A 26656-nucleotide genomic window follows, 5' to 3' on the forward strand; every position below is an offset into this window, starting at 1 on the left:
CAAAATTTGAATAATCAGTTATCTCTTCCATGCTTAATACGTAACCTTAGCTAAGGAGAAATTATGTTAGACGAATACAAAAAATGCATCGAAGCCTGTTATCTATGTGCAACGGCATGTGATAACTGTGCGGCTTCGTGTCTCGACGAAGAGAATCTGGAGATGATGCGCGAGTGCATAAAACTGGATATGCAGTGTGCAAATATCTGCCGTCTTGCAGCTCAATTCATGACACTAAATAGCGGGTCTGCCCAGGATCTTTGCCGTCTTTGCGCTGATGTTTGTCAGAAGTGCGGTGACGAGTGTGGAAAGCATGAACATGACCATTGTCAGGATTGCTCAAGCGCTTGTCATCACTGCGCCGAACAATGCAGAAAGATGGCCGCCTGAGAAAAACTCAAATTACCAAACCCGCTTCGGCGGGGTTTTATATTCCCGGTAATAAGTCGTAGAAGGATGAGATAGATGAGTTTAAGAGTACGGGCGGGAAATAGATCTACTCGAAAGTACTAGCCTCAATGACAAATTCTGGCACAGATTATTTGATTGGCTCAATGTCCGTTTTCGCTGACAGCGGACTGCACCCCGCCGGGGTGACCGCTTCGTGCCAGAATTGGACGTTTCCAAAATCTGCATGCACTAATCGGTGGAGAGCAGATCTCACTGCATAGCCATGCAGACGCGCAGAAATCATCAGGGGCGTTTGAAAGGTGCCGGAAACAGGCGGGAGGCCGCAGAAACGTGCTGAGGGCGCCTGCGGCGGTGCGCCCAAGGGTTGTTATGTTTAATATGGCAGAACTTTCCTGTCGCTATCATTTTGACGCCCGCTTCACGCCCTGAGACATTCGACAAGCTTTTTATGGCTTCAGTAAGGGCGAGTGGCGCGCTTCGAGAGCCAGCAAATATTTTGCTTCATCGTACTGGGTTCTGGCCTTCCAGCAGCGGTAAATGATCCTTATCCATTTGAACGCCAGTGCCCGGATCGCAGACTGATGAGATTTGCCCTTCTCTCTGAGGCCCTGATAATACAGTCTGGCCCAGTATGATGAATTAACCGTCTTGGCAGCCCATTCAACAAAGGTTTGCCTGACGAACTTGGCACACTGCCATCGCCAGTGAACCCAGGATTTCTGGCCACTTCGTTCTGTCACCGGTGCAATACCTGCGTAGTTTTGAATTTCTTCAGCGCTGTTAAACCGGTCACGGTTATCACCAAGTGCAGCAAGCATTCGTGGGCCCATACACGGCCCCATGCCCGGAAGTGATTTGAACAGCTCCGCATCTGGCAATGTGTCAAACAACGCTTCGATTCGTTCGTCATAGGTTTTGATGATTTCACTCACGACTTTAATTTGTGTCGCCAGTGCTGTTGCCATCAAAGCATTAGCCTCTATAACGCTCGGGTCTGTAGTCAATGGGATCGCGTTATCAATACTCGCAACACGTTGCTCGGTAAGAGCCATTGCGCGGCCACCTTTGGCATTCAGAAAGTTGCGGATCGTGTCGCGCCTCGCTCGTTTCAGTTGTTGCAGACTGGGCCACCGGATAATCAGCTCACACAATAGTAAGCTACCCCGATGTGAGAACCACTCCAGTGGCTGAGGATAATACTGTTTAAGTGTGTTGATTATCCGGTTCACAAAACGGCGTTTATCTTCAACCAGCTGACGGCGCTGCTCAACCAGTTGCTGGAGTAACCGGATATCCGCATTGTCGGGTTCAATGGCTTTTATCTTTTGGGGATAACGCAGCATTAACTCTAATGCCAGCTCGGCATCCTGCGGGTCATCTTTAGCGCCGCTGGGCGAGAAGGCCTGCCGGTAACGAGCCAGGGACAAAGCGTGGACGGGGAAAACGGTGATAAATGGATATTTCTGAAGAGCATACACCACGGGACCTTTCTTCAGCTCAACGGCGATAGCGATCCTGCCTTTTACCTTCTGGTGTAACTCGGTAAGCCAGACATCAAGTGCTTCCGGCGTATGTTCAATCACATGGAATGTGCGTTCACCGTTTTTAAACTGAACACAGACATCGTGCTTTTTATCTGCCCAGTCCAGACCAACGTGCGCAGCAAATTGATTAGTCGCAGTCATCACCAACTCCTTTTTATCGGGGATTGGTATGCATTCCACGCTCTTCGAAAGAAATATAGCCAGCAGTTTATCTGCATGCCCTGAGTATTCGTTAGCGAACGTGGAGCACCCACTGGCTCGAAAGAAAAGCGGCGATCATCACGTGATTCTCGCTCAATATTCGTAACCAGTAAGCGCATACCCTGAATCACTTAAAGTGTAATTCTCAGGGTGCGAATGACTATAATTCGCTCATAGATATGCCTGTCGCGTTTGCGGCTTTACTTGTTATACCCAACCTGCCTGATTTTTATCGCCAGCATCCCGGAATTGAAATTATCCTGAGCAGCTCAGACCGCCGACGGAATATGCTGCATGATGGCCTGGACTGCATACTGAGGGTGGGGGAGCTGGACGATGGCGACTATATCGCAAAGGAGGTGGGAACCGTTAAAATGACGACCTGCGCCAGTCCTGCGTATCTTGATCAACACGGCACCCCGGAAACAATGGACGAGTTGCAGCAGCATCAGGCCGTCAACTGGATTAACAGCAGCAACAGACAAGTTATGCCCTGGACATTCGGGACGTCAGAGGGCTCCACCGAAATTGAACTTCCAGGCAGGCTTGTCGTGGATAACTCAGAAGCCTACATTGCAGCAGGCCTGGCGGGGCTGGGAATACTACAGGGCATGAATATTTTTTTGCAGCCTTATCTCGATCGCGGGCTGTTGGTAGAGGTTCTGCCAGATAATACGTCCCCGAATCGCAAACTGTAACTTCTGTATCCGCACCGCCATCTCTCCCGAAAAGTACGGGCGTTTACCGACTGGCTGGAAAGTTTATTGTAAACGCCTGGGGGCCTGCAGCCTGCTGGTACGTGCGCTGCCTTTTATCGGCCCGCCAGCTTCTGTATGGCTTCACGGACAGGAGCATCGCCAGACGTCAGCTCAATGATGACGCGGCTGACGGCAGGTTGCTCAATGAGTTCAGCCAGCGTAGCCGCCACGTCATCACGGGGCACGTTACCATACGGGATGGCCAGGCCGGCACGTACATAACCCGTACCAGTCTTATCCTGCAGCGCGCCGGGGCGCAGGATCACCCAGTCAAGCTCGCTTTGTGCTAGTTCCACATCGGCCATTTTTTTAACACGCATATAATTTTCGAATGATTCAGAAGTGGTTTCTCCCCGTGCGGACTCCGGGAATGCAGAAACGAGCAGAAAGCGAGACACACCGGCACTGAGGGCGGCAGCTACCGACTTTTTCAGCCCTTCGCCGTCGACCGCATTGGTCATCTCCTGTCCCCCCTTACCGCCGGCACCGGCAGTAAACACCACTGTATCACTACCTGCAAAGTGCATCGCCAGCGCAGCTGCATCCAGCTCTGTCAGGCTCCCACTGACGGGCTCAGCACCCAGCTCGCCTAGCAATGCCTGCTGCTCTGGCTTACGGTAGAGGGCACGAACAGCATGCCCCCTACCTGAAAGGATCCTGCACAGACGCTGGCCGATTTTGCCTGCACCACCGATAATGAAAACATGAACCACAGTTGTCTCCTTCTGGGGTTATGATGTGTCCGAAATTATAACCTGACATCAGGTCAGTTCCTTTGAGCCTGACCGATTGCACTGCATGCTGCTGCCAGCACCAGACAGCTGGTCAGATACTCAGTTGTTCTTATAGCTGAGAACAACAGCCGTACCGATTTAGCTCTCCCGTCACGATGAGAACTCCTGAACCGGTTACACGCAATGCCGGCCAATATCTTCCGTTATATTCGAAAGATCCACGCAAGTTACTGAAGTGCGAGGGACGCAATGTGTACCTTGAACGAACTGAAGTCAGCGGAACCCTGAAGGTTCGATTCCATAGCGTTCAGAAAACTGCTTGCTGAAGCTCGATAGTGAATTGTAACCCACCCGCCCCGCGACCGTTTTTACCGGCAGCGTCGATGTCATCAGCAGGCGGAGAGCCTCCGCGATACGTGCATCGGCGATAACTGAGCGTAAGCTGGTTGACTCACTGGCCAGGTGGCGCCGAAGCGTGGGGCCACTGAGTCCCGTCAGATCTTCAATTTCAGCAGCACTCCAGGGATGAGCCGGTTTGTCCGCTACCATCTGACGGATTTTCATGGCCAGACTTGGCTGCCGGGCTCGCAGCAAAGCATGGTATCCCATGCCATAAAGCCAGAGCACCACTTCAACCATGGCGTGCAGGGAAAGCGGACGCTTCCCTTCCCGCATTGCGGCTGTCCAGCGGTTAAGGGGTGAAAGAAGAGCTGATACGGAAATGGCTGCGATGCTGCCGGTGTCCTGTGGTGGTGGTGCGGCAAGTAACAGCCTGGCTGCTTCAAGCTGTTCCTCCGCGAGCACCACGCTCAGGGCAACAAACTCACCACTTTGTTCTGAAGGGGCATATTCTATATCGATGCTACGGGCATTCGGGACGACCATAATCTCGCCCGGGATCACCCGGTGCCATTTCTCATTTTCACGATACCGGAATTCTCCTTCCAGCGGGAAGGAAAGGGTCGCACCTTCCACCTCGAACTTCTTTACCTGATGCGTCTGTTCTGCGCGAAGGCAATCGCAGGGAAGTGGAAAACGGGAGCGTGCCAGGGTAAGAAGCTCAGCGAGGAGATCATCAACGGGAGAATCGGAAAAGCTGACTGTTTGCATATTCATCCGGAATTTGACTTTGACCGCTATTATACGTCGCCATATACAAAAGCATACAGCGACGCGTGCGGTTGTCTATTCCCGGATGACAAAAATCAGGCCGATTATAGTTATTGCCATACCCACAAGCATGGGCAATGTAATGGCCTCTCCAAACAGCAACCACGCTTCAGCTGCCGTGAGAATGGGAACCAGGTAAAAGTAAGTAGCGACTTTGGTTGCTTCACCGCTTCGTATCATAAAAATCAGCAACATAATCGCCAGAACCGATACGCCAATAACCAGCCAGCCCAGACCCAGCGCAAATGATAAGCTCCACTGCGTCGGAGCAGATTCGAACATCAGGCTAATTGCACCCATCGATATTGTCAAAGTGACGTACTGTAAAAACGTGTTCGCAAAGATATGTCCATCTCCCTGAGCACGGCGCTGATAAAGCGCTCCGATCGTTACGCCAAATAACCCCAGCATGACCGACCCAAAAGCCACAGGATCCAGTGCAAAACTATGCTGGCCTGGCGAGAGCACCAGGAAAACGCCCGCAAAGCCAATCGCAATACCCAGCCATTTCCGGGGATGCAGGGACTGACGGTGCATGAGTGAAACCAGTATTGCAGTCAGTACCGGCTGCAGGCCGGTGATGAGCGCCACAATGCCTGACGGCATGCCACGATGGATGGCATAAAAGCATCCGCCCAGAAAGAAGCTCTGCAGGAAAAGTCCGACAATCAGGTTGCGAACCATTCCTCTGCCGGACGGAAAACGGGCCCTGAACCCCAGTGTAAGCAGCAGAAGGACCAGACAGGAAAATGCGCCACGCAGGAATAAAAGATGAAACGGCGCGCTGTACTGCACGGTAAATTTGGCTGCGACAAACCCTGACTCCAGAGGAATACAAAAAGCCAGGGCGCAAGAGTAATGAGCCATTTTTTTGTGAGGCAGTGATATTCATAGTATTGCAGGTGGGTTCTTGTCGGGCGATATGAAAGGGGATCTTCCCGGTCACTATTGTGTGCACCGGGAAGGAAGGTGATCAGACTGCGGGTGACCACAGGTCGTAATTCAGTGCGAAGCTGTTACCTTCACGGATAACCTTACCGGTAGTAGGCAGGTTGAAGTGCATACCACTGACAGCCAGGTTATCGCTCGCTGCGCGGTCAAGCACTTTGCTACGGATGGCCGCCGCCGCCGCAGGATCGCTGTCGAACGCGATAGTAACGTCAGGCTGAGCAACCTGAATGTGCGGGAAGTGAACAATATCACCCCAGATGAGCAGCGACTCTTTTTCATCACCCAGCAGATAACCGGTATGTCCTGGTGTATGGCCGAACAGCGGTACAGTCTGAATACCTGGTAAAATCGCTTCCTCGCGGAATGGCACCAGTTTGTCGTCATAAGCGCTGAAGGCGTTCCTTGCTACTTCAAAGAACGGCTTGAATGCGTCAGGCGCGCCAGCGGAAATGGTTTCATCACGCCAGAAAGCGAGTTCTTTCTCATGCACAAACAACTGCTGAACATTGCGGAAAACGGGAGTCTGCAGGGGGCCTGCAAGCCCGCCGATATGGTCAGGATGCGCGTGAGTCAGGAGAAGGGTATCAATCTGAAGCGGGTCAATGCCTGCCGCGGCCAGGGCTACCTGAAGCCGACCGCCCCAGCCATTGATACCTCCGGCACCACTGTCAATCAGGATGGTTCGCTCAGGCGTCTGGATAACGTAGACGTTGATATTAATACGGGGTACTGCTGGCACACCGCGCTTCTGCAGTAAATCCTCGGCACGTGAGCCGTCAATACCAGACAGCAGCTCAAAAGATACGTCCAGATAGCCATCACTCAGCATGGTCACAGTCATGTCACCTACTTTTTTGCGATTGATAGCCGGGGCCTGCCAGTTCAGTTGTGAAGTCATATTGGTCTCCGTTACGATTAGAGGTCATCAGGTTTTACTTTAGCAATAGTAACGAAATTTCTGGTTCGAACTGCTCATCCTGCTACGTAAACCGCTCATTCTTAAAATCCGGAGCACAGCAGGTTATATTGCTTTTGCCTTTCTCATGTAAGGTGTCGGTATTATCTTTACCGGAGCCTGTAATGGACATTATTGGAATTATCATGTCGGCGGGAAAAGCCTCTGACCAGTCCTCAAGCACCCGACAATAGTGTCCCGCCTCAATCCCCGCCAGGGCAGAAGACTCCGGCAGGTAGGCCAGGCCGTAGCCATCTTTTACTGCCTGAAGCATTGGATAAATGCTTGAAAAAGTAAGCTGCCCGTCCACTTTTTTCACAATCTCCCCCTGCCTGACAAATTCCCAGCCATACAGCGGGCCTGTGGGTGACAGACGTATATTGATGCAGTCATGTTTTTCCAGCTGAGAGGGATGTAGCGGCAGACCTCTTTCTGCAAGATAGGTGGACGATCCAATGACGACAAACCGTATGTCCGGTGCGATTCGGACGGCCACCATATCCTTTAATATGTCATCACCAATTCGGACTCCGGCATCAAAATTGCCCTCAACAATGTCGACAAAACCGTTCTGCTGCGACATTTCCACCTTGATATCCGAATATTTTTTTAGTAACGGTGATAATCGTGGCCAGAGACATTCATGAATCATGTGATCTGATACCGTAAGTCTGACCAGCCCAGCCGGTGTATGGCGCAGTCTCTGAAGAGCTGTCACGCCCGCTTCAATGCGCGCAAGACCGGGTTCAAGCGTCAGTAATAATTGTTTACCGGCTTCGGTGACAGCCACCCGCCTGGTTGTACGCATAAGTAACGGCATGCCAACGCGCTCCTCGAGACGACGTATCGTGTGTGAAAGCGTGGATGCCGAGATCCCGAGGCGGACAGCAGCCCGTGAAAAACTGCACTCCTGTGCTACTGCCATGAATGCAACATAGTCATTAAAATCGTGACGCATACCGTTCCCGTTCAGGATCTCCGATAACATTATCAGAACCATTTAGGTTCATGATGCCGATTCTGTGAGCCATCAGGCAACCCCCCCGTTCCGCTCATCCGATCATAATTTTTATAAATCTAGATATTGGTAAATCTCAATATGTGGAATAAAGTGTCGTGGTTCTGCGGCTACATCGGCCGAACGACGACATGCCAGGTCGTAAATGCTGAGACATGGCGTTTCAGTGATATTGAAAATTCGCTATATCAGGATATGTAATGAAGACGAAAAACCTGTTCTCTCCCACCAGACTAGGTCCCTACACCCTGAAGAATCGTGTTGTACTTCCGCCTTTAACCCGCTCACGGAGCTCACAACCGGGTGATATTCCGAACGAACTGATGGCTGAATATTACGCACAGCGCAGCAGTGCCGGGTTTATGGTGACCGAAGGAACACAAATCGAACCTCGTGGGCAGGGTTATGCGTGGACCCCGGGGATCTACAGCTCACGGCAAGTGGAAGGCTGGAAGAAAGTGACGCGGGCAGTGCATGAAAAAGAAGGCATCATTTTTGCCCAGCTCTGGCATGTCGGAAGAGTATCCCATAACTCCCTGCAGCCATGTAACGCCTCGCCTGTCGCTCCGTCGGCGATACCGGCAGGGGAAAACGTTAAGGTATTCATCGAAACCGGGCCGGGAGAGGGTGCGCTGGCTACCGCTTCCTGCCCCCGCGCACTGGAAAAAGAGGAAATTAGTGAGATTGTCAGGATGTACGCCGGGGCAGCTCAGAACGCCCTTGATGCCGGTTTTGACGGTGTGGAAATTCACTGTGCAAATGGATACCTGGTTAACCAGTTCATGTCATCCCATAGCAACAAAAGAGAGGATGAATATGGTGGCTCATTACATAACCGGCTGCGGTTTCTGCGCGAAGTGACGCAGGCTGTCGCTGATGTGGTCGGTAAAGACCGTGTGGGAGTCCGTTTTGCTCCGCTCTTTCAGACCACGGATGAAGTAAGGGTCTATCTTGGCCTGGTGGAAGATGATCCCCATGAAACCTATACCGAAGCCGTTAAAATTCTTGAAGAAATCGGAATAGCCTATATTTCTCTTGCTGAAGCCGACTGGGATGATGCTCCCGAATTGCCTGAAGCATTCAGAGCTGAAGTCCGTAAGTTATTCAGCGGTGTAATTATGTATGCCGGGCGATATACGCAAGAAAAAGCCGAACGGATTATCGGTGCTGGCTGGGGAGACATTATCGGATTTGGCCGCCCGTTCATAGCTAATCCGGATTTACCGCAGCGCCTTTATCATGAATGGCCACTGAATCCGGTCGATCCAACAACCATGTATGGTGGAACGGCAAAAGGCTACACAGATTATCCCGCCTTTGGCTAACCATTCTTATGAGCATCAGCTTTTCAAAAGCTGATGCTTAACGTAGAGAAGTATCGTAACATTGCAATTCCTCAATGCGACAAGTGACAGAGTTTATGCCTGATATTGATTTGAATGACGTGATTAAGGCGCTGGGAAACCCTGTTAGAAGAAAAATTCTGCATATGCTCAAGGAACCGAAAATACACTTCCATCAGCCTTATGCTGATGCGGACGAGTTCGGTGTGTGTGTCAGTATCATTCAGGAAAAGGTCGGGCTCTCACAGTCTACCGTTTCTCTTTACCTCTCAGCTCTTCAACGGGCACAACTTGTTACTTCTCAGCGCATCGGTCCCTGGACGTACTACAAACGTGACAATGATAAAATAAGGGTTGTTCTTGAGTTGCTGAAAAATACAATCTGATACAGGACTGAGCACATTCAGTGTAACAGTACCGGGGGTTCGTACTTGCGATCCCGGCAGGCATTCCATGAAAGCGCACTAATTCCTCAATATCAGGCTGCAGACCGGTCATAAGAGGCTAATAGTTTTGCAAAATATCCACCAGTTTGGGTCAAATCACTCTGTCGGTTGGTGTGCATACTCGGTGCAAGGACCTGCAGATATTTAAGATGGCGGATAGCTTGTTACAGTGCCGCTGATGACATTCCGACCCTGTTGCCGTCCGGGTAAGATAATACCTCTGACAGCGGTCATAAAAGCCCAACATAATTGTCTTTCGAGCCATATATTAATCGCTCATCGCGCTCTCTTTTTCGAAGAGGTGTCACTTAATCATGATCGGTCAGTACAAAAAGACAGTGCTTTTCCAAATTCCGGACGGTTGTATGCGAAAACGGTGAAGCTCAACAAATGGTGTCATCGCTGTGCAATGCTCTGCGGGCTCATTCTTTCAGTTAACTGTTTGGTTACAGCTTCAATGAAGTATTTCAGTTAATTCACAGCGAGGGTTTGAGGAAACCACGCTGTGATTACCCAACGCTCATCCGGAGCATCCGGATTGAACTGTCGCTGGAGCTTGTTGGGCGACACGATACTGGCCTCGCCTTTACATGCCCTCGGGCTCCGGTATCCGACCTGAGCCTTTATCCCGACACGTTTCATCAGTCGCCAGACTCTGTTCACTCCGCACTGTTGCCCGCTGTCCCGCAGATCCAGATGGATTTTGCGATAACCATAGACGCATCCCGATTCCAGCCAGAACTGTTTAATCTGTCCTGTCAGTCTCAGGTCTGCCTGATGGCGTTGTGAATGCGGCTGCTGAAGCCAGGCGTAAAAACCACTGGGATGTTCATCCAGCACCCGACAGAGCAGGCGAACAGGCCAGCAATAGGTGTTGTCACGAATAAAGGCGTACCTCAGTCGGACAGCTTTGCGAAGTACGCCGCGGCTTTTTTTAATATGTCCCGTTCGTCGGTAACCCGCTTCAGCTCTTTCTGAAGACGGCGGATCTCGGCCTGAGCATCTGACTGTTCTTTATTAGTGGAAGAATCCGGACCGTAGTTCTTTATCCAGGCGTAAAGGCTGTGGGTGGTGATATCGAGACGCGTTGCAACGCTGGCAACAGAATAACCGCGATCAACAACCTGTTTGACTGCTTCAATTTTAAACTCTTCAGGATAACGCTTACCGCTCATGGGCACCTCTCTTTAAGTCATCTTAAATGACTCTGAGGTGTCTGTTAAACCTGTGGCGATTCACCTCGCGTCCTTCCGTTCAGTATAGCCTCAGTCCCTGACACCACCCGAGAACGGAATGACGTCCCCTTTCTCCCTCCCGGTGTTGCGTTCAAGCTCCCTGACATACTGCTGTAAAAGTATAAGGTTATGTAACAGCTCTACATTTTCAGCCATCATCTTTTTGATTTCTTCCCTCAGCTCATTTCTCTGACGGCGATACTTTTCTTTCAGCTTGATCTGCTGCTCAATGCCCTGCTCATCAACCGGCGCGGTGCCCTGGCACGTTTTTTTCAGACTGCGGATAGCCTCCCTGACCTGCCTGTACTCAGGACAGTTATAATTCAGGGTGCCGTTTGCCAGCCCCGCTCGTTTTTCCACAGCATACTGGCTGATACGCTCCCCTGATAACATCAGTTCCCTCAGGGCCTGCTCTGCTCTTGCCTGTGTTTTTTTAACCCCCGACTGTTCGTTCGTCATGCTCTATTCATCCTTTTCAAAAAAACGGACAGCATCTGCATAAAAATCTCTCTCAAGCATCAGAAAATCCCTGTCAGCCTGAGGAGCATTATTTCGCACGGCAATCTCCAGAAGGTTGTCATAATGAGCCATCCTGCGTTTCCACACGGGAACAGAATCAGCTCCGGCCAGCATGTTCTCACATCCCGGATTGCAGGACGCTGACTGAACAACCGCCTTAAACTCGCAGTCATGGCCATTCATGCAATAAAAACCGTTTCCAAGAGATACCAGTTTTTGCCCGCCTCGTTTAGCCATGCTCATCGCTTTTTTCAGTGTAGGAAACGTCATCTGATGTAAGTGCCCACCTCTCTGGGACATCAGTAACTTCCCGCCTTCGCCATAAAGCAGGCCTTCATGCTGATAAGAAACAGCCCTGGAAGCTGAGAGTTCGGTATCAACCCTCTCAATCTCGGCAGCGAATGCCTGAGGGATCGCCCGGCTAAAATGCGAAGCGTTGAGTGCACCGGACATATACCACTCCGTCATGCCTCTGATTAAGTGCTTAAACTGCCGGATAAGATCATTAGTAGAAATCAGATCAAGACGCCTGAGGTGTACAGCAAGTGAACGGCGAAACTGATGGGTTCGCAATGGCCAGAAAGCCCCCTCCCGAATCTCCATCGCAACGCGTTCATCATCACGTATGTTTGGATTTAAAAGCCTGAACTCATCAATATGGTCACGTCGGATGAACAGATGGTGTCTTTTCACAAATTTCTTTGCCCACTCAGTCTGGCGCTGCGTCCCCATAAAAGAGAGTTTTTGCTCCGAGAACCACGACCTGATATTTAAAGACAATGGAACATTGTCCAGCGTCTTCCCGTCCAGGCCTGTCATGATTTGATTAATTCTGCGTAAATGCTGAAAAGGCTTTTCCACATAGCGACAAACAACCCAGTCTTCGTGACTTCCACCTTCCGGGGCGAACTTATGCAACACCGAACGAAGTCCCAGGATATCACCATCATAAATCAGTGAACCGTGCATCACGCCAAGCACTTCGCTGTGTCTCATCCCCGACATGGCCTGTATCACATTCATGACTTTTAACGTCAGCTCAAAATGCCAGGTGTTCAGCTTTATGTGATCAACGCCAATAAAATCAGATCTCCAGCGCTTATTTTTATGTACCGAGAACCAGCCCTGCATCCCGGGGCCAAGTGTCGCGAAAAGCGCCCGAATTTCCCCGGCAACAATATTGTAGTAATACGCGGCCCGGTAATCCGGTATGCTTTTTGCTGTCCCTCTTTTACGGGCTTCCAGCATCGACGTATAGTAAGGCGAATCATAAAAACCGTTTATGATAGCGCACAGCCGGGAAAACCCGTCAAAATCGAAATCACTGATTTCAGCATCCAGTTCAGTAATCAGCCCTTCCCAGACAGACATCATAAGACTGAAAGGCATACAATATGTCTGGTTTGAATCATCCACACTGTTGTAACTGTCGAAGCTAATATCAGGAAAGTAACCGTATTTTCGAAGACGGGTATGACCTGTCAGCGAGATATCCGCCAGGTCCATAAAGTAATTACGTAATGTTCTTTCAGAACGCTTCCTGCCGTGCTCATCCTCCTCCTTCATCTTTACAATGAAAGCATTCCGGACAAGCGGAAAACGAAGCTGAAACAGACTGCGATACCCCATAGACTCAATAATACGGGCTCCCGCCACAATGTTTGCACATTTCCGGATCAGGGACTGCGTCTTCGCGGTCCTGCCGACAATCCAGAGCAGGCTGGCTGAGATGATTTTGGCTTCAAGACGCAGTTCAGGATCCCGTATGCCTGAAAAATTAACGGTTCTTAACGTTTCACCAATATGGGTTCTGACATAGCGATTGGTCCAGACATCATCCCTGAAATAAATATTCAGCGTCTCCTCATTGATAAAACGCATATCATGTTCATCTGAGCTGGCGATAACCAGGCAGTTATTCAGACGTTCAAAGCTTTTGTTTTCTAGTGCCTCACAGATGATATCCTCAGTCGGAAACTCATCCCCTGAACGAAGCGGCGTTCCGGCAGGAAACTCCGCCATTCGACTACGGCTTACCTCTTTTTTCTTCAAATCTGCCATACCGGAGCCACACCTTCTCGCTGAAGTTTAACGCGCGCTTTTTTCAGGATCGCCTCATCTACCAGCCCAAGCCGTAAATCAATCTTCAGGAGTAACGTTTCATAACGCTCCACAGCATTGACCGAACCGATGTACAACGGTTTTCCATACTCGATAGCATGCCTGAATGACAGCAGGAGCCATACAGACTCCAGCGTTTCCACAACGCAACTTTTTGAACATTCGACACAATGAGAAAAATCCGCACAAGCCTTTGGTGTCCGGCCAAATCGTTTTTGCTTTTTTATAAAGCGCAATTCAATATCTGTAGGCGGCTCCTGCGATCGACATCCCAGGCCATTCAATAAAAGATCCACACCCTCATCGCTTCCACGCAGATCGATCCCCAGCTCATCAGCAACTTTTACCCGCTCGGATAACGCACGTGTCGCAATCCCCTGATTCATAAGCGTATCAAGTGCAGCACTGAAGTTTTCCTTCGCCCCCTGTGGGTTACCTGCAGCATAATTCCGCCTGTAAGTGCCCCAGTTATGCTGTGCTTTTTCCGCCGTAATCAGACCATTCTTTAATGTTCTGTCCGTATACTGCTCAGACGTTTTGCGCAAGCCAGAAACGGTAATTGATGGAAGCGAGGGATTAAGCTGCCGCATCGTGGCCCACGCCCCCTCAGAGTTAGAAAATTTAGTCAGATGACTGGGATTAAGAGAATAAAGCTTATGGAATTTCACCTGCGGCTCACTCAGAAACAGCGCCTGTACCGGAGGGAAGTTATCTGCGGAAACCAGATAGTTAACGATGTCGTCCCTGAGCCTGATAAAAGACAGAAACCAGTAATAGCCCGCACGTTTGGTCACATACTCCGATTTACCTATCGTCAGACGTATATACTTATTCGCTCTCCCCTTATAAACATAATCAGTGCTGATACCCTTTTCATCCAGATGTATATCATCCCGCGTCAGACCCAGAACCTGAGAGGTGTTTCCCCATGTGTGGTAACAGAACAGAAAAAAAGAAGTAAGAAAGTAATTTTCCAGAACGTCCCTGATGATGATCTCTGCCCTGCTGACCCCGTTCTCTCCCGGATACCGGAAATACGCTTCATAAACAGGTGCCAGCAAAGACGGTGAGAAATGCCGCACCCCTTTTTCCGATTTAGCGATATGCTCCCGGATACATCCCGCAAGGAACTCATTCATGGATGACAACTGCCTCAGGATCTCGGAAAGTTCATTCCTGGTATAGCTATCCCTTCCCTGCTGCTGATACGTTCCTTTCGGTAAGAATTCATATTCATACCGCCTCTGAATCTGCCCGCCCGTAAGCAAAAACCGGTTGACCACGGACAAGTAGTGTCTTGCCATCCTGACTGAAATTTTTCGCCGACGAATATCGTTCATGAGATGTTTAATATACATTTCAACGCCTTCAGCCGTGCCATAGTCATACTGATTGACTGACTGCCATATAAAAAACATATTGAGATAACGGAAAATGGTTAACCTTCCGGCGGGACGGTAAGACAGAAGAAATCGTTTCAGAGAGGCAATAAAATCGCGTTTTTCAGGGCGGGCAAGATGCGAATGTTCACTAAACCATCCGGGGAGCAACACATAATCTGAAAAATGAGCCTGAAGATAAACGTCAAGTAAATAATATCGGTTCAGATCCCGCTGAGTGATGTGTCCGCTGACCGTCTCCCATGACAGCACATTTTCGGCCATCCACGTTATCTGCGTTTCACTCCGGCTCATATATGGCTCCATCGCGACCTGCAGCACCGTCAATCAATGCGTCCATGACCCCGGCGACTGCATCAGAAATCTGGTTTTGCTGAAGAAAGACGATGTATTTCATCGTCGTATTTTCGCTTTTATGGCCCATCCAGTATTTTACTGTACCCAGCGCATTTGCGGCCTGATCGGGATAGCAACTCAGTGCCGAGCGTAAAAAATGGGTCGCAAACGTTGCCCGCAAATCATGGGGTTTATGTCTGAACACATTTCCCGGAGCAGACCGGGCCAGGCGATGGCGAAAACTGTACCAGCGGGAGTAAAAGGCTTTTTCAGACATCCGTTTCCCGTTTGCCATTAAAAATAAAGGCTCGTGCCGCCCTTCCCCACCCTGTCGTGCACGCCATTTTTGGATCTTCTTTTCATACTCCTCATCCGCCAGATAATCCAGAACCTGCTCGTACAATCGTCTGGTGATGAAGAGTTCTCGCGTCATCCCAAACTTCGTATGAACTCCGCATCTCGGACCAATATGAAGCCCCCTGATGGTCAACTCAGATACAGGGACACTGGCAAGGTACTCTTCAGTAAAGAGTGACGACGGCAGGGTCAGCATTTCATCCAGCCGTAACCCACAATTTTTCATCAGCACAATCATTAAACTGAACAACCCGGACTCAGATTTCAGTGCCTCATCCAGGATATGAACCTCTGCATCATTCAGTGGGTTGATTGTCCTTTTTGTTGTGCTGGTTATCCTGATGGCAAGATCCGAACTTATCACCTTGCGTCGCCCGTCAACGACTTTTTCGACCAACGTAAAAAATGAGCTGGCAGCCAGCTCACCACACTTGCCCAGAAATACGTAAAACCGTCGGATAACGCTGATGTACACCGCCGCGGTGGATGAGGCGATGCGCCCCTGCCTTACGGCCCCCAGAAGATACTCCCTGAAGCCATATGTAGGGCTTTGGTATTTCAACGTTCCCGGGGTGAAAGGGTCAAGTCCGTTATCCTCCAGCCACCTTATCCAGCGTAAAAATGCCCGGGCTAAAGGCTTTAAATCCCTGGCCTGCAGGATAGCTTTATCCATAAGATAAAAGTGTACATATCGGCTCAGTTTTCGATTCTGGATGCCGCTAATATAAGGTATTTCAGCATACAGAAATCCGGGTTCAAATTTCAGTTTCGGCTCTGTTGCATCCAGTTTGCTGACACGCCCATAACGCGCATGAATGTTAGTGATTATCCTCACAGTCTGTCGCCCTGAAACGCCACCTCATGCCTACACTATAAATCCGGAAGAAGAAAAAACAAACAACCAGGTTGCCGGGAGTGAATATGCAAATCAGGAGGAAAGTAAAAGATGTAACGACACCATCACGATGCAATACATTGACCTCAACACGTTACCCGGACCATACGTGATAAACATCACAAATCCTTTGAGTGAAGAACTTAAGATGTGATTTTCATTTCCCGGCACAAACCGTGCCCTTAAAAAACAGGCAACGGATACATCTTAATGCCAGAAGTAAACCTTAATTGATTGAATACAGCCTGAGTCCATTGCAAAAATAACACACAGGGTAAATTCGCATATACAGAACCCAACGAAAAGCAAAAGAAACCTGTAACACATTTCGTTTACCTGTCACTTTCAATTGTAAAAGCCAGCAGAAAAAGCGCATATAACTATATTTATCCCTGCGGGGACTTTTGTTTGTGCTATATATTTTTTACAGAGAACCGCAACGCGTCCAAACACAAGAATATATTTACCTCTGGAAAATGGTCTGACTCCCTTTCACGTGGTTGTAGTGACCTGTTCTGTGATTCATGTAATGTCTTTTCTGGATGAGGAAAATATGTCATCACTGATATTTTATACAGACGAAGCACAAGCACTGATTGTAACAGATACCCTTGCCGTCACCGATAATGGGGAGCCGTTATCTTTTGTTTCCAAAGCAGGTTACATCCCCCAGCTAAGAACCATCATAGCAGGTACGGGGGCAGGTGGATTTTCTAACACCTGGTTGCTTGAAGCATCAACCAGAATGGTCGTATCAGGTATACAAAATCTCAATTATCATACATCGGCCTGTCTAAGGAGGCTGTGGAAACAATACAAGCATGACCATGCAATTCCCTCTTCTTCAACGGTGACAACCAGTGTTTATCAGTTCGCAATTTGCGAGGAAACAGGAAATATCGTTTCGTTCGCCTATCGCTCAGTCCATGATTTCGAATCAGAGCAATTACAATACGGAACAGGAGTAAAACCTGAGTGCCAAATCCTGGATGGGGATTTGTTGCAGACAATTCCTGTAATGATGAATGAACAAAGGGCTATACAGGCGACATACTCACACCCGGAACGGATCCATATTGGCGGTGAGATGATTGCGCATTATCTGACATCATCTATGTATCAATGCTTTAAGATTGGGGAATTTGAGGATTTCAGAACTCAGGGAGAGTATATATTGAGCAGGATTTAGGCAAAACGCGGTTCAGATAAAGTGCTTTTAACAGGCTTGCTGAACATTAAAAGGATATCTCTCAATTACGATGAATAGCTTGAATTCTAAAAATAGAAAAGTAGAGTTTAACTCTAAATACATAAAAACAAGAGTAAGCGAGCATCCATAGCGAGCGCCGCAGGCAGAAGACCGGGCCGTGTATTTCTCCGGCGTCCAGATACATTCCCCGGTCGCGTCTTTGTAAAGCGTGGCGAGGCTGAAGTTGTCCGGCAAAAAGCTTGGCAGCGGAAATCGCGCCAGCGAACCACAGGCCATCAGAAATGACCAGATATCCTGTGTCCGCCACTCTTTCACCGGGTACAGTTCGCCGCCGAGCTCCGTGAGCGAGACGCTGTCCGACTGCCCGCCCATTCTGAGGATGTTGCCTGCCCGACGGGCGCTCTCATCATCGCGGGAACCCAGCATCAGGCACACTTTGTTGCGGACGGAAGCTGGTGCATTTTTTAAATAACGGGCTTTGGCCTGGCGCAGTGGAGAGCGTTTGAGATCTGTAGAGCATTGACGCGTATTGGAATTTGTCCAGGTCGGAAGTCCGCGCCCGGTCAGAATGCGTCCGACCCAGCTCTGGGTCATGGACGGGTGGGCCACCAGGACGGTCACGGGCAGTTGCTGTTCGGCAATAAAGGCTCGGAGCTGGCTGAGAACCTGCGTGGACTGATGATGCATCTCAGGGTTTTCAATCAGGGTGTTGGAGATCTGAATGAAGTGGTGCTGGCTGACGTTCGACCCGTTCCGTACGGCACGGATCAGGGCCATGAGGAACAGGTGCAGTAGCGAGTGGGAGTCTTTCCCGCCGCTGTAGCCGACGCACATGGTCCAGCCTTCGGTAATCGCATGATAAATGGCACTGGTTGCCGTCGTCACGCGCGATGCGAGACTGACCGGCTCACCGGCATCGGTATAATTCAGATCCGCATCGGTCTTCAGTGTTTGCCAGACATCGCCCCATTTATCCTGCGTCAGAATGGCAGCGTTAGCCGCCTCAGAAAATTGAATTTCTGAGGGTAATTCAAGGAATGTTTCTTTTATTTCGATATACATATTATTTCCTGAATTTTGGCTTTCGCTGCATTATCGCGTTATTTATTAAACCCATCTAATATCTTCAGTGCAATATGTGAAGATAAATTTAGTTAAATTGGAATTATGCCAATTTAACTAAATAGCACTGAATAAATAGAATTACGCGGCAATAAATATATTATCTTTACCACGCTCTCACGAATACTGCTGGGTAATTAAAACCGTCGTATTTGATTCCAGCTCTGCCAACGGAATTCTGGGGGTATTGAGCATCATGTCATCACCGCAATGGCGGGGTACAGCCGTCAGTTGAAATGATTCTTTCATGACCCGGATGGAAGTTGTTTCCGTGCGAGAGGACGGCATGACGTCCCGGAGCATGGTTTCCTGCCCGTTACTGTCACTTTCAATAAATGCAGCCTTCGCCATGAGTTCCTCAATGTCCTCTTCCGATGTTTCGGACCAGAGGCAGTCATAGAAGAAAAACTCTGCAACGTACAAATCATTCTCTTTCACGTATGCCGCCAGTTCACGGATACGCTGAGCCAGCGATGTATCAATGGAAAAGAAGACGCTTTGCGGGACTTCACTCGCAAATTCATTGATGCAGCTAGCGGACGCAATCAAAAGTTTATTGAACATTTCAGCTCTCCATGCCACCGGCTGTCCCGGTGGCAATCTAGGGTTATCAGGCAGTCACGGGGCACAATACGTCCAGCGAAGGCAGCAATTTGCTCAGGCTGTCGTACACGACGGGCGTCAGTTCGGTGACGCTGTGAAGCGCCATGCTGGTGTTGTCTTCTTCGCTGAGAATGATGACTCCATCCTCATCAGGATCGTCAGAAGTACTCTCGTCCGAGGCCAGGCGGTGGCGTGCAACGTCATAAGGCGATTCAGACGCTTTGCAGCTCATCAGATAGCATTCTGTGTATGTGTTTTCGTGGTTATACTGGTTCACTTTCACCAACGCATACTGAACACCGGCATCATGGGCTTCGTTCATCAGGCGGGAAAAATTAAAGCCTTCCTCATAGTGGTGTGTATCTTTAGTCACCACGATTGTCGCACCGCCGAACTCGTTTTCGCGTGGTCGGTCGCAGACGAAAGCGGCATTGATTGTGACCATTTCAGGCAGGTTAAACACCGACAACACGGCAGTTGTTACCGCGATTGCGTGGTCGAGGTTAATGCTTTCATCATGGCTGATTGCCAGACCGCTACCGGTGATTTCCGCTTTGAGTTCCAGCTCGTAATTGTCTTCTGGTGACTCCGGCTGACCAAAAGTCGGCTCAAACGGATCGCACTCCGGGTGGTTCTGAATAATACCCAGGACCAGCAGTTCAGTGAGGGAACACTCTGAAGCAGGTTTAGACAGCAGGTGATCACCTTCCGACACATCCGTGTCCGTAACATACGCAATCGCGTCCAGAGCCATCTGAGCCTGTTCCTGTGAACAGAGAATTGTGAAGGATGCCTGAGTGTAATTATTTGCCATTGCATAACTCCTTATTTAATTAAGTGTGATTGCTGTCTGTGAATAGATAATATCAAAACAGATACCCGCACCTAATAACCCGAAATGAAATATTTTCGAAGTTTTTATAGAGAAGACAGGCGCCATATTTATTAATCCAGCCATTATTTAGAGGGCGGCATTAAGTAATTATGCGGAAAAAATAAAAAACCGCCACAAGGGCGGCATTTATTAAATGGGAAAGATTCAGTTATAAGGTATGTGTCAGGGCGGAAACAATGATCCGGTCTGGTAACAGTGATTGAAGGGACGCCGACGAAATGACAAGTGCCTTTTCAATGTGTGCCTCTCTGTCGGCGATATGTCGCCGGAATGCCGCTTCTGCTTCACCGGAGGAGTCGGCTTCAACCAGCATCACTTCTTCCTCATCATCAAACATCATGCGGCCTGAGATAATATACAGTCGGCTTAAGTCCGGGAGATTTACAGCGTTGCCCTGTTTGTTAATCATCATTTTTCTCCGTCTGCAATTTTTAAATTTGTCAGTTCTGCTACGGGTAAAATACACCATCAGCCCTGTAAACCCGGACAGGTATCAACGTAGCTCATCGGTTTGCCAATCGCGGCGCTTAGGCGAAGGATTTCGCCGATGGAGACGTACCGCAGCATTTCAGAACGCCCGTGTTTCTGGTATTCATCCACCGACATGGTGCGCCAGTCCTTGTGCGGTGTGTTTTTGCACAACTGCCAGTTGTCGACAGTGGTCGGGCGACGCAGGACATACACACCCAGCGAAGGCGTGAGGCCTAAGCCAAATGACTGCTGCACCACAATACGCACTTCAGAGCCGTCGGGGCGTTTCAGTGTCTGAGTAATTTTAGTGATGAGCTGTTCGGATTCCATACTATTAACCTCGACCGTCAGTTGGGTTGCTGTAGGGATATTTTAGCAAAGTCGGTTCACTGGCTAATAAGTACAAAGCGAAATTTTTAAAAATAGAGGAATAAAACAGGAAGAGAACAAATCTGGAAACAGCAAAATCACATTATCCGATTGCAATTCATTTCACATTTGACATATTCGGAATTAAGTACGCAACGAACCTGCATCGTCTGGTATAAAAGTATATTTCAAATATTCAGGTTATTATCTGAAGTAAAATACTCTCTGCCCCGGTTGCAATACCAGACGGAACACAAGACGTTATGAAGAGCCTGTCCCGGTTCAAAAGCTGCGGCTAATTTTTTCTGACCCACTTAACGAGAATGCCAGCCAGAGTCACAGTCAGCATCAATGCCCATACTGAAGAAATAAAGTTAAGCAATGGAATACGCTCAGAATAATCACAGGTACTGGATGGGTCACTGGCAAATTTACAGATAAATTCGGGATCAAGCCCCCAGTAAACGAAAGAAAATAACACAACGAGCGATACACTGATTTTAAAGATTTTTTCGCTTGTCATCATTTATCATCTCAATCCAGGAGGTTATATAAACCTGAAACTATTTCAGCCGTGTGTCGTACTGGTAAGGAATTTTCTGGACGGTTTTCATCAGATCAAAAATCGCCGGATGAGCCGGATTTAAAAGGTAGTTAAACTCCACCGGAGATAATGCACTGGGAATACGCAGGGCAACAGAAGAGCCACTTTCAGCCCAGTTATCGCCATACAGGGCAAGTTCTGCGGGCGCATCTTCACTTGCCCAGCCCGGCGGCAGCAGGTTCAAGTCAAAGGCCTGGATCTGGTCATCCGGGACATCAATGCTCAGCAGCGTGTAAGCGTCCAGAAGCTGCGGGGCATTGATATGCACCAGCGTCTCCAGCATGGTCAGAGAGGCCGTCTCGGACAGATAGACAAGTGCTGTGCCGACACTGTTCCAGCGGCCTCCCGCTTCTTTCGCACCTAATCCCGACCATGCAGTCGTAATATAGCGGGTCTTGGTCATCCGATACAGGATCACGAATAGACTCCGTGTTCAATACGGGTGATCAGGCGCATCACTTCGAGTGCGCCGGTTTCCGAAGAGACAACATCTGCCGGAGTCTTCCAGCTCAAGCCACGGTTTGGCTCGTTCATCCATTTCTGTGCTGCCTCTTTGTCGCCTTCGAACAGCTCTACAGCCCGTTCAATGACGCGAATAATACGCACCAGACGTTCGCTCTGATCCGCAGTGAAACGGGCTTTTACGCTGCGATTGAAGGTGGTGTTCGGAATGCCGGACATTTTGCGCAGTTCCGACGGCGTGATGTTCGCCCATTCAGAAATGGAATGAGCGACTTTACCTTCCAGTCCGTGGCTAATTTTGTCCATCAGCGCAATGCCGTCATTATCCAGACCCACCACCTGCCATAAGCCGTGCGGGTTCATTTTGGATAAATCTGGAGAAAAAACTTTCATAGTCATAACCGACCCTCCCATTTGGTATGTCAATTATACCATATGGGTGACTACTGGCAATATTTTCACCTTTCTCATAACGTCAGTTCGTCACCCGGCTGACTCTGGCATGGGCATTGCCCTGAATGTTCCAGTACAGCCCAGCCGGAAGCTCTGCGGCCCAGGTTGCCCCCCGTTCCGACATTTGTTCGGGCGTTTCCAGCCATCCACGCGGAATAGTACCGGTGGTGTCACCGATAACCCGCGAGACGCAGGCGGCAACGCGGACGCCGCCGGGGACATCACAGCCGGATTCAACGATGTGCATCACTTCCATTAATGCGCCGTACGCTTCAACACGGTCGCCCTTTTGCAGTTCAATGGGGGAAACCTGTTCAGTCAAATTCTTCATGCTCACACTCCCTTCAGTGATTAAAATTGTCGCCGTCGTTTTTAAGGCATCCGGGAGAAGAATCCTGGTGGCCATTACGCCGGTATGTTGCTGAATCATTTTCTGTCAGCGCCGTCGCCGCAGGACATCCCCGCTGGCGTCACTTCCGGCTGCTGGCCAGGCTAAACCGCCCAGCTCATCCCCCTTCCCGCAGTTCATCACGGTAAAGGGCAACCAGGTCATCGAGTATCGGGCTGCTCTGGTATCCCGGCATTTCTGTAAACAGGCTGCGCGAGATCCCGAGCCATTCCATTATTTTGTCCGTTGCATACCAACGTCTGCCGAGCCGCTCAGCGGCAACCGGTACTTTGTGCAGACCGGCAAATGGCTCAACTACCAGATCACCAGGCCTGGTGAGGAACTCGATCAGGAATGCGGCGAGTCGAGTGGGTGACGTTGCACCGTGCAGCGGAAACCCCAGTTCGCGGGCGATGCGATGGCAGAGCCGCGTATCCGGGCAGGCATTGCCAAACATAAGCGTATTTTTGGAGATAGTCCCTTCTGTCTTATTGCCGAAGGCGCCATTTTTAAGCTGGTAAGCGCCATCCCCGTAAAATGTAGTGCGGTTTTCGCCGCCGGACGCCTGCAATTTCTGATGCTGCTCTGAATGAGGCTGGAGAACGCGCATGTTGTTCGAACGAACCTTTTGCGCGTCATTAGTAAACCACAGCACCGGCTCGTAAGACGAACAGAGCTGAACACGCTGTTTACACGCCCAGTGAGTCGGCGACGGGGGTTTCGCTCGGTTCACCCAGTTCAGTCTGTCCATCAGCTCAAGACCCAGCTTATCGCACAGCGCCAGTGTCAGTCTTTCCAGATACAGAGAGCGCGATGGCCTGCCTGGATTAAAGCTGTCCTGCGTCACATTGAGCGCCACGCTGCCCCCCGGCACGAGCTGCTTCACGATAGGCTCAAGAATCCGCAGCAGCCAGTCAATATACGCCTGCTCACCGCGTCCGCCGCCGTGCCCGTAATTTCGGGCATTACGCAGCAGGAACGGGGGCGACGTAAGGCAGAGATGGATTTGCTCATTGATGTTGCTGAAGAACGCGTACGCATTCCCGAAGACCGATGCCCCGAGCGAAGTTGAGAAGCCAACGACGCACAGTTTGTCCCAGGACTCATGCAGCTTCTTGTCATTTTTGAAGGCATAGCGCCAGACGCCCCGCTTTTCCGGGACACGCTCGATCACCCCGGCCTGCCGCAGCGTCTGCTGATACCAGCGAACCTGATGCTTGACGCCGCTGGTTCGCATTTTGTCCGAGCCGAACGCCTTCATTTTCTGTAGTTCTGCATCCGACATCCCCGTTTCGCGTTGTACCTCGCGATACAGCTCTTCGTTCGTTAACGGGGTGTCTGACGCGGCATAGATCCGCGCAATCAAATCGCTGTTAAGGTTGCTCATCAGCCATCCTTGAAAAACGGACCAGGGCGGCTTCACACTGCTCTTTACCCCACGAGTCCTGCCAGTCGCACAGGTGGAGATATTTGCGTTCGAGTGCTTCCATTTCATCGAGATTTGAACTCGATAATCCCGCCCAGACGTCGTGCCAGCACACATCGTAAGTAACGCCTGCCGGTGGGCAGTATTCCAGAGCATCCGCATGGATGATTTCAACACGGGGATCGTGGGCAAAGGCCTCGGCAACTAGGTTAATCACATCCTGCGACTTCTCAATGACAGTCACGTTGTTAACTTCCGGCTTCTGAAGAATGGCGTGCAGCACCATCCCCAGCCCCAGTCCGTTGATCAGGACGTGCCCTGTCGCTCGCTTTATGAACTCCTGACAGAGTTGGATTTCGTATGGCAAATTGGTCATCACCACATTTCTGCCATTTGAAAGGCGGCGATAGTTACCGGGCTGTAAAACCGCGTCGATATCCTCCGTAGCGGCACGGAGGAAAAGGCTAACCGCCTTATCTTTGGAGATTTCGAAGCTGTCCAGTGTCCAGGCACCGGATGTTCCATCTTTAACAGGTAAATTAGAAAAGCAACTCTTCATCAGTCATCCTTAAAATGGATTCAGTTCAACGTAAGTGGGCGCAGGAAGACGGTGAAGCAGGTCACTTCCCTTTCTGCATCAGGGACTCCAGTGACGATTCCAGCGCCGCGAAACGAATCAGGGCAGCTTCACACTGCTCTTTACCCCACGAGTCCTGCCAGTCGCACAGGTGGAGATATTTGCGTTCGAGCGCTTCCATTTCATCAAGATTTGATCTCGAAAAATCTGGCCAGATATCATGCCAGCACACATTGAAGGTAACGCCTGCCGGTGGGCAGTATTTCAGAGCATCCGCAAGGATAATTTCAACGCGGGGATCGTGAGCAAATGCTTTGGAAACCAGGTTCATCACATCCTGAGACTTCTCAATGACGGTCACGTGGGTCACGTCAGGCTTCTGAAGAATGGCGTGCAGCACCATTCCCAGCCCCAGTCCGTTAATCAGGATGCGTCCAGTTGCTCGCTCAATGAAAGCTTCACAGGTACGGATCTCCATCGGCGTATTGGACATCACCACTTCGTTATCACAGGACAAACGCCGGTAGACGCCTGCCGGGATATATTCATCCTGATCCTTTGTATATTCGGCGCGAAGCTTCAGGGTCTGCGCTTTTTCTGGCGTAATCACAAAGGAGTCCAGCGTCCAGTTACCGGATTTCCCGTTTTTCACCGGCAGCTCAGCAAATTTACTTTTCATACTGATAACCTTAATTTCGAATCATTCTGTTGCCGGGAAATTACCACATAACCCTCGGGCTGGGCAGGCAAGATCGCGTTACAACGGACGGCGGCTGACGCAACCGTCCACGGGTTCACAGGTAACGAAGTAGGATCTCCGCATCCTCCGGTGGCAGCTGTTGGCAGCTCTTCACTTGATAGAAGAATTCCCCGCCAAGATCATACACTCCGCCGTCTTCAAAACTCAGTGCTTCGACCTCGTCGCGACACTCATTCAGTAATGCCGTCTGGCTGGCGTTTGCCTCAGTATCGCTGGCGACAAGCTTCACGCTGGAATGCTCATACTCGCCATTCCGGCATACAATTTTGACAATGAAGTTTTTTTCAGGCATCTGCGCCTCCCGGCTGGTTAGGGGTTTATTCAGCGTTGCCCCGGCGTCCGGGGCAAGACTCAATCAACCCTTGATGAAACTCTGGCCGAAAGAAGGATTGGCTTTAAACTGGTGCTCCTTTATGATTTTTTTCATCATCTGAGAGCATTTCTTGATCGATTTGGTGCTGGCATCCGTGACTTCAGCCATCTTGCGGATAAAGCGATTCACCTGATACTGCGCCTCAGCATCTTGGCTGAGGGCTTCACTGTGGATGCGGTCTTCATGCTGCGCAATCAACAGCACATAGCAGCGGAGACCTGTGGCGGTGCTCACGCGCTGGCTGATCGTGATTTCCGCCGAGCGGGTAGACTGGACGACAGAGAGAGAGACTCTCGATAATTCGCCGTCCCGGAAAATAGCCGGAGTAAGACCATTAATATCCTCGCGGGAATAATTCAGAGAGTCCAGAATGGAAAATAAATCACAGGTGGTAAAATCGAATTCCTGAATGCTCATATCGCCTCCGACGCTTCATTATTTGTTGGCATTGCCTGTAGATATATAATACCAGGTTGGGTTCAAAACCTAATAACCCGGAAGAGAATATTTTGAAGAAAATCTCAGGCATCCATGCCGTGAATTAAGCTG

At 49.9% G+C, this 26656-nt stretch carries 28 protein-coding genes and 2 pseudogenes; 5 read left to right on the plus strand and 25 right to left on the minus strand.

The genetic code is table 11. From position 1 onward, the window contains the following. Positions 1-63: 63 nt before the first annotated feature. Positions 64-390: a four-helix bundle copper-binding protein gene (locus C2U43_RS27935; RefSeq protein ID WP_022649401.1), complete on the plus strand. Its 327-nt coding sequence runs from the start codon at positions 64-66 to the stop codon at positions 388-390. Between the two features lie 467 nt (positions 391-857). On the opposite strand, the gene C2U43_RS27945 is transcribed toward C2U43_RS27935, so the two are convergent. Further along, a complete protein-coding gene (locus C2U43_RS27945) occupies positions 858-2096 on the minus strand; it encodes an IS110 family transposase (protein ID WP_003030308.1) in 1239 nt (412 codons plus the stop codon). 233 nt (positions 2097-2329) lie between these two features. On the opposite strand from C2U43_RS27945, the pseudogene C2U43_RS27950 reads away from it, so the two are divergent. Continuing rightward, a pseudogene (locus C2U43_RS27950) lies at positions 2330-2926 on the plus strand (LysR substrate-binding domain-containing protein); the annotation flags it as partial. Between the two features lie 41 nt (positions 2927-2967). On the opposite strand, the gene C2U43_RS27955 reads toward C2U43_RS27950, so the two are convergent. The 5 genes from C2U43_RS27955 to C2U43_RS27975 all read right to left on the minus strand — a co-directional run bounded on the left by C2U43_RS27955 (position 2968) and on the right by C2U43_RS27975 (position 7682). Continuing rightward, entirely contained in the window at positions 2968-3627 is a 660-nt protein-coding gene (locus C2U43_RS27955; protein ID WP_007897903.1) for an SDR family oxidoreductase, read from the minus strand. 294 nt (positions 3628-3921) lie between these two features. Next, positions 3922-4758 (minus strand): helix-turn-helix transcriptional regulator, encoded by an 837-nt coding sequence (locus C2U43_RS27960; RefSeq protein WP_023279881.1) that lies wholly within the window; start codon positions 4756-4758, stop codon positions 3922-3924. Between the two features lie 75 nt (positions 4759-4833). After that, positions 4834-5685 carry a DMT family transporter gene (locus C2U43_RS27965; RefSeq protein WP_023279882.1) on the minus strand — a complete coding sequence of 284 codons (852 nt, stop codon included), beginning with the start codon at positions 5683-5685 and terminating at the stop codon, positions 4834-4836. A 106-nt stretch (positions 5686-5791) separates the two neighbouring features. Continuing rightward, positions 5792-6667: an MBL fold metallo-hydrolase gene (locus C2U43_RS27970; RefSeq protein ID WP_017384065.1), complete on the minus strand. Its 876-nt coding sequence runs from the start codon at positions 6665-6667 to the stop codon at positions 5792-5794. Between the two features lie 82 nt (positions 6668-6749). Then, positions 6750-7682: a LysR family transcriptional regulator gene (locus tag C2U43_RS27975; protein WP_158002126.1), complete on the minus strand. Its 933-nt coding sequence runs from the start codon at positions 7680-7682 to the stop codon at positions 6750-6752. Between the two features lie 260 nt (positions 7683-7942). Here C2U43_RS27975 and C2U43_RS27980 point away from each other — a divergent pair, with 260 nt between their 5' ends. Continuing rightward, positions 7943-9067, plus strand: a complete 1125-nt coding sequence (locus C2U43_RS27980) for an alkene reductase (protein WP_023279877.1) — start codon at positions 7943-7945, stop codon at positions 9065-9067. 95 nt (positions 9068-9162) lie between these two features. Then, positions 9163-9471: an ArsR/SmtB family transcription factor gene (locus tag C2U43_RS27985; protein ID WP_032415288.1), complete on the plus strand. Its 309-nt coding sequence runs from the start codon at positions 9163-9165 to the stop codon at positions 9469-9471. A gap of 546 nt (positions 9472-10017) precedes the next feature. Here C2U43_RS27985 and C2U43_RS27990 read toward each other — a convergent pair. The 5 genes and pseudogenes from C2U43_RS27990 to C2U43_RS28010 form a co-directional block, all read right to left on the minus strand. After that, positions 10018-10706: pseudogene (locus C2U43_RS27990) on the minus strand (IS3 family transposase); the annotation flags it as partial. Positions 10707-10796: 90 nt separating this feature from the next. Beyond that, complete coding sequence (locus C2U43_RS27995) at positions 10797-11225, minus strand: hypothetical protein (protein WP_017384060.1); 429 nt, start codon at positions 11223-11225, stop codon at positions 10797-10799. Between the two features lie 3 nt (positions 11226-11228). Then, positions 11229-13346: a hypothetical protein gene (locus C2U43_RS28000; protein WP_017384059.1), complete on the minus strand. Its 2118-nt coding sequence runs from the start codon at positions 13344-13346 to the stop codon at positions 11229-11231. Further along, positions 13334-15070, minus strand: a complete 1737-nt coding sequence (locus C2U43_RS28005; protein ID WP_233899739.1) for a hypothetical protein — start codon at positions 15068-15070, stop codon at positions 13334-13336. Before C2U43_RS28005 ends, C2U43_RS28000 begins: the two co-directional genes overlap by 13 nt. 16 nt (positions 15071-15086) lie before the next feature. After that, positions 15087-16334 (minus strand): tyrosine-type recombinase/integrase, encoded by a 1248-nt coding sequence (locus C2U43_RS28010; RefSeq protein WP_007897923.1) that lies wholly within the window; start codon positions 16332-16334, stop codon positions 15087-15089. Positions 16335-16947: 613 nt separating this feature from the next. Here C2U43_RS28010 and C2U43_RS28015 point away from each other — a divergent pair. Continuing rightward, positions 16948-17583, plus strand: coding sequence for a hypothetical protein (locus tag C2U43_RS28015; protein ID WP_023279901.1), 636 nt, complete (start codon positions 16948-16950; stop codon positions 17581-17583). A 27-nt stretch (positions 17584-17610) separates the two neighbouring features. On the opposite strand, the gene C2U43_RS28020 is transcribed toward C2U43_RS28015, so the two are convergent. The 14 genes from C2U43_RS28020 to C2U43_RS28085 all read right to left on the minus strand — a co-directional run bounded on the left by C2U43_RS28020 (position 17611) and on the right by C2U43_RS28085 (position 26524). Further along, the gene (locus C2U43_RS28020) at positions 17611-18666 is read right to left on the minus strand and encodes a phosphoadenosine phosphosulfate reductase domain-containing protein (protein ID WP_022652116.1); all 1056 of its coding nucleotides are present in this window, start codon (positions 18664-18666) and stop codon (positions 17611-17613) included. Between the two features lie 177 nt (positions 18667-18843). After that, on the minus strand, positions 18844-19290 hold the full coding sequence (locus C2U43_RS28025) for a hypothetical protein (protein WP_015063027.1): 447 nt from the start codon (positions 19288-19290) through the stop codon (positions 18844-18846). A gap of 46 nt (positions 19291-19336) precedes the next feature. Beyond that, positions 19337-20143, minus strand: a complete 807-nt coding sequence (locus tag C2U43_RS28030) for a hypothetical protein (RefSeq protein ID WP_015063028.1) — start codon at positions 20141-20143, stop codon at positions 19337-19339. 229 nt (positions 20144-20372) lie between these two features. Beyond that, complete coding sequence (locus C2U43_RS28035; protein ID WP_032610382.1) at positions 20373-20636, minus strand: hypothetical protein; 264 nt, start codon at positions 20634-20636, stop codon at positions 20373-20375. Between the two features lie 56 nt (positions 20637-20692). Beyond that, the gene (locus C2U43_RS28040; protein ID WP_022652118.1) at positions 20693-21025 is read right to left on the minus strand and encodes a hypothetical protein; all 333 of its coding nucleotides are present in this window, start codon (positions 21023-21025) and stop codon (positions 20693-20695) included. Positions 21026-21359: 334 nt separating this feature from the next. Further along, on the minus strand, positions 21360-21590 hold the full coding sequence (locus C2U43_RS29960) for a hypothetical protein (RefSeq protein WP_022652119.1): 231 nt from the start codon (positions 21588-21590) through the stop codon (positions 21360-21362). A 37-nt stretch (positions 21591-21627) separates the two neighbouring features. Further along, positions 21628-22086 carry an RES family NAD+ phosphorylase gene (locus C2U43_RS28050; RefSeq protein ID WP_022652120.1) on the minus strand — a complete coding sequence of 153 codons (459 nt, stop codon included), beginning with the start codon at positions 22084-22086 and terminating at the stop codon, positions 21628-21630. After that, a complete protein-coding gene (parS, locus tag C2U43_RS28055) occupies positions 22083-22523 on the minus strand; it encodes a type II RES/Xre toxin-antitoxin system antitoxin (protein WP_032610495.1) in 441 nt (146 codons plus the stop codon). The genes C2U43_RS28050 and parS overlap by 4 nt, the downstream gene beginning before the upstream one ends. Before the next feature lie 82 nt (positions 22524-22605). Further along, on the minus strand, positions 22606-22914 hold the full coding sequence (locus tag C2U43_RS28060) for a hypothetical protein (protein WP_022652122.1): 309 nt from the start codon (positions 22912-22914) through the stop codon (positions 22606-22608). Between the two features lie 175 nt (positions 22915-23089). Next, a complete protein-coding gene (locus tag C2U43_RS28065; RefSeq protein WP_022652123.1) occupies positions 23090-24358 on the minus strand; it encodes a DNA methyltransferase in 1269 nt (422 codons plus the stop codon). After that, positions 24345-24956 (minus strand): hypothetical protein, encoded by a 612-nt coding sequence (locus C2U43_RS28070; RefSeq protein WP_022652124.1) that lies wholly within the window; start codon positions 24954-24956, stop codon positions 24345-24347. The genes C2U43_RS28065 and C2U43_RS28070 overlap by 14 nt, the downstream gene beginning before the upstream one ends. 61 nt (positions 24957-25017) lie before the next feature. Continuing rightward, positions 25018-25653 carry a hypothetical protein gene (locus C2U43_RS28075; protein WP_022652125.1) on the minus strand — a complete coding sequence of 212 codons (636 nt, stop codon included), beginning with the start codon at positions 25651-25653 and terminating at the stop codon, positions 25018-25020. Positions 25654-25768: 115 nt separating this feature from the next. Continuing rightward, positions 25769-26089: a hypothetical protein gene (locus C2U43_RS28080; protein WP_077258061.1), complete on the minus strand. Its 321-nt coding sequence runs from the start codon at positions 26087-26089 to the stop codon at positions 25769-25771. After that, positions 26090-26524 (minus strand): hypothetical protein, encoded by a 435-nt coding sequence (locus C2U43_RS28085; RefSeq protein ID WP_015063073.1) that lies wholly within the window; start codon positions 26522-26524, stop codon positions 26090-26092. Positions 26525-26656: the final 132 nt, after the last annotated feature.

It is taken from the genome of Citrobacter freundii complex sp. CFNIH9 (assembly GCF_002903305.1).
Taxonomy (GTDB): domain Bacteria; phylum Pseudomonadota; class Gammaproteobacteria; order Enterobacterales; family Enterobacteriaceae; genus Citrobacter; species Citrobacter portucalensis.

Coding starts and splice junctions, on each gene's coding strand:
- C2U43_RS27935 (WP_022649401.1), top strand. CDS start 64: ATGTTAGACGAATACAAAAAATGCATCGAAGCCTGTTATCTATGTGCA.
- C2U43_RS27945 (WP_003030308.1), bottom strand. CDS start 2,096: ATGACTGCGACTAATCAATTTGCTGCGCACGTTGGTCTGGACTGGGCA.
- C2U43_RS27960 (WP_023279881.1), bottom strand. CDS start 4,758: ATGCAAACAGTCAGCTTTTCCGATTCTCCCGTTGATGATCTCCTCGCT.
- C2U43_RS27965 (WP_023279882.1), bottom strand. CDS start 5,685: ATGGCTCATTACTCTTGCGCCCTGGCTTTTTGTATTCCTCTGGAGTCA.
- C2U43_RS27970 (WP_017384065.1), bottom strand. CDS start 6,667: ATGACTTCACAACTGAACTGGCAGGCCCCGGCTATCAATCGCAAAAAA.
- C2U43_RS27975 (WP_158002126.1), bottom strand. CDS start 7,682: ATGCGTCACGATTTTAATGACTATGTTGCATTCATGGCAGTAGCACAG.
- C2U43_RS27980 (WP_023279877.1), top strand. CDS start 7,943: ATGAAGACGAAAAACCTGTTCTCTCCCACCAGACTAGGTCCCTACACC.
- C2U43_RS27985 (WP_032415288.1), top strand. CDS start 9,163: ATGCCTGATATTGATTTGAATGACGTGATTAAGGCGCTGGGAAACCCT.
- C2U43_RS27995 (WP_017384060.1), bottom strand. CDS start 11,225: ATGACGAACGAACAGTCGGGGGTTAAAAAAACACAGGCAAGAGCAGAG.
- C2U43_RS28000 (WP_017384059.1), bottom strand. CDS start 13,346: ATGGCAGATTTGAAGAAAAAAGAGGTAAGCCGTAGTCGAATGGCGGAG.
- C2U43_RS28005 (WP_233899739.1), bottom strand. CDS start 15,070: ATGGCCGAAAATGTGCTGTCATGGGAGACGGTCAGCGGACACATCACT.
- C2U43_RS28015 (WP_023279901.1), top strand. CDS start 16,948: ATGTCATCACTGATATTTTATACAGACGAAGCACAAGCACTGATTGTA.
- C2U43_RS28020 (WP_022652116.1), bottom strand. CDS start 18,666: ATGTATATCGAAATAAAAGAAACATTCCTTGAATTACCCTCAGAAATT.
- C2U43_RS28025 (WP_015063027.1), bottom strand. CDS start 19,290: ATGTTCAATAAACTTTTGATTGCGTCCGCTAGCTGCATCAATGAATTT.
- C2U43_RS28030 (WP_015063028.1), bottom strand. CDS start 20,143: ATGGCAAATAATTACACTCAGGCATCCTTCACAATTCTCTGTTCACAG.
- C2U43_RS28035 (WP_032610382.1), bottom strand. CDS start 20,636: ATGATGATTAACAAACAGGGCAACGCTGTAAATCTCCCGGACTTAAGC.
- C2U43_RS28040 (WP_022652118.1), bottom strand. CDS start 21,025: ATGGAATCCGAACAGCTCATCACTAAAATTACTCAGACACTGAAACGC.
- C2U43_RS29960 (WP_022652119.1), bottom strand. CDS start 21,590: ATGATGACAAGCGAAAAAATCTTTAAAATCAGTGTATCGCTCGTTGTG.
- parS (WP_032610495.1), bottom strand. CDS start 22,523: ATGAAAGTTTTTTCTCCAGATTTATCCAAAATGAACCCGCACGGCTTA.
- C2U43_RS28060 (WP_022652122.1), bottom strand. CDS start 22,914: ATGAAGAATTTGACTGAACAGGTTTCCCCCATTGAACTGCAAAAGGGC.
- C2U43_RS28065 (WP_022652123.1), bottom strand. CDS start 24,358: ATGAGCAACCTTAACAGCGATTTGATTGCGCGGATCTATGCCGCGTCA.
- C2U43_RS28070 (WP_022652124.1), bottom strand. CDS start 24,956: ATGAAGAGTTGCTTTTCTAATTTACCTGTTAAAGATGGAACATCCGGT.
- C2U43_RS28075 (WP_022652125.1), bottom strand. CDS start 25,653: ATGAAAAGTAAATTTGCTGAGCTGCCGGTGAAAAACGGGAAATCCGGT.
- C2U43_RS28085 (WP_015063073.1), bottom strand. CDS start 26,524: ATGAGCATTCAGGAATTCGATTTTACCACCTGTGATTTATTTTCCATT.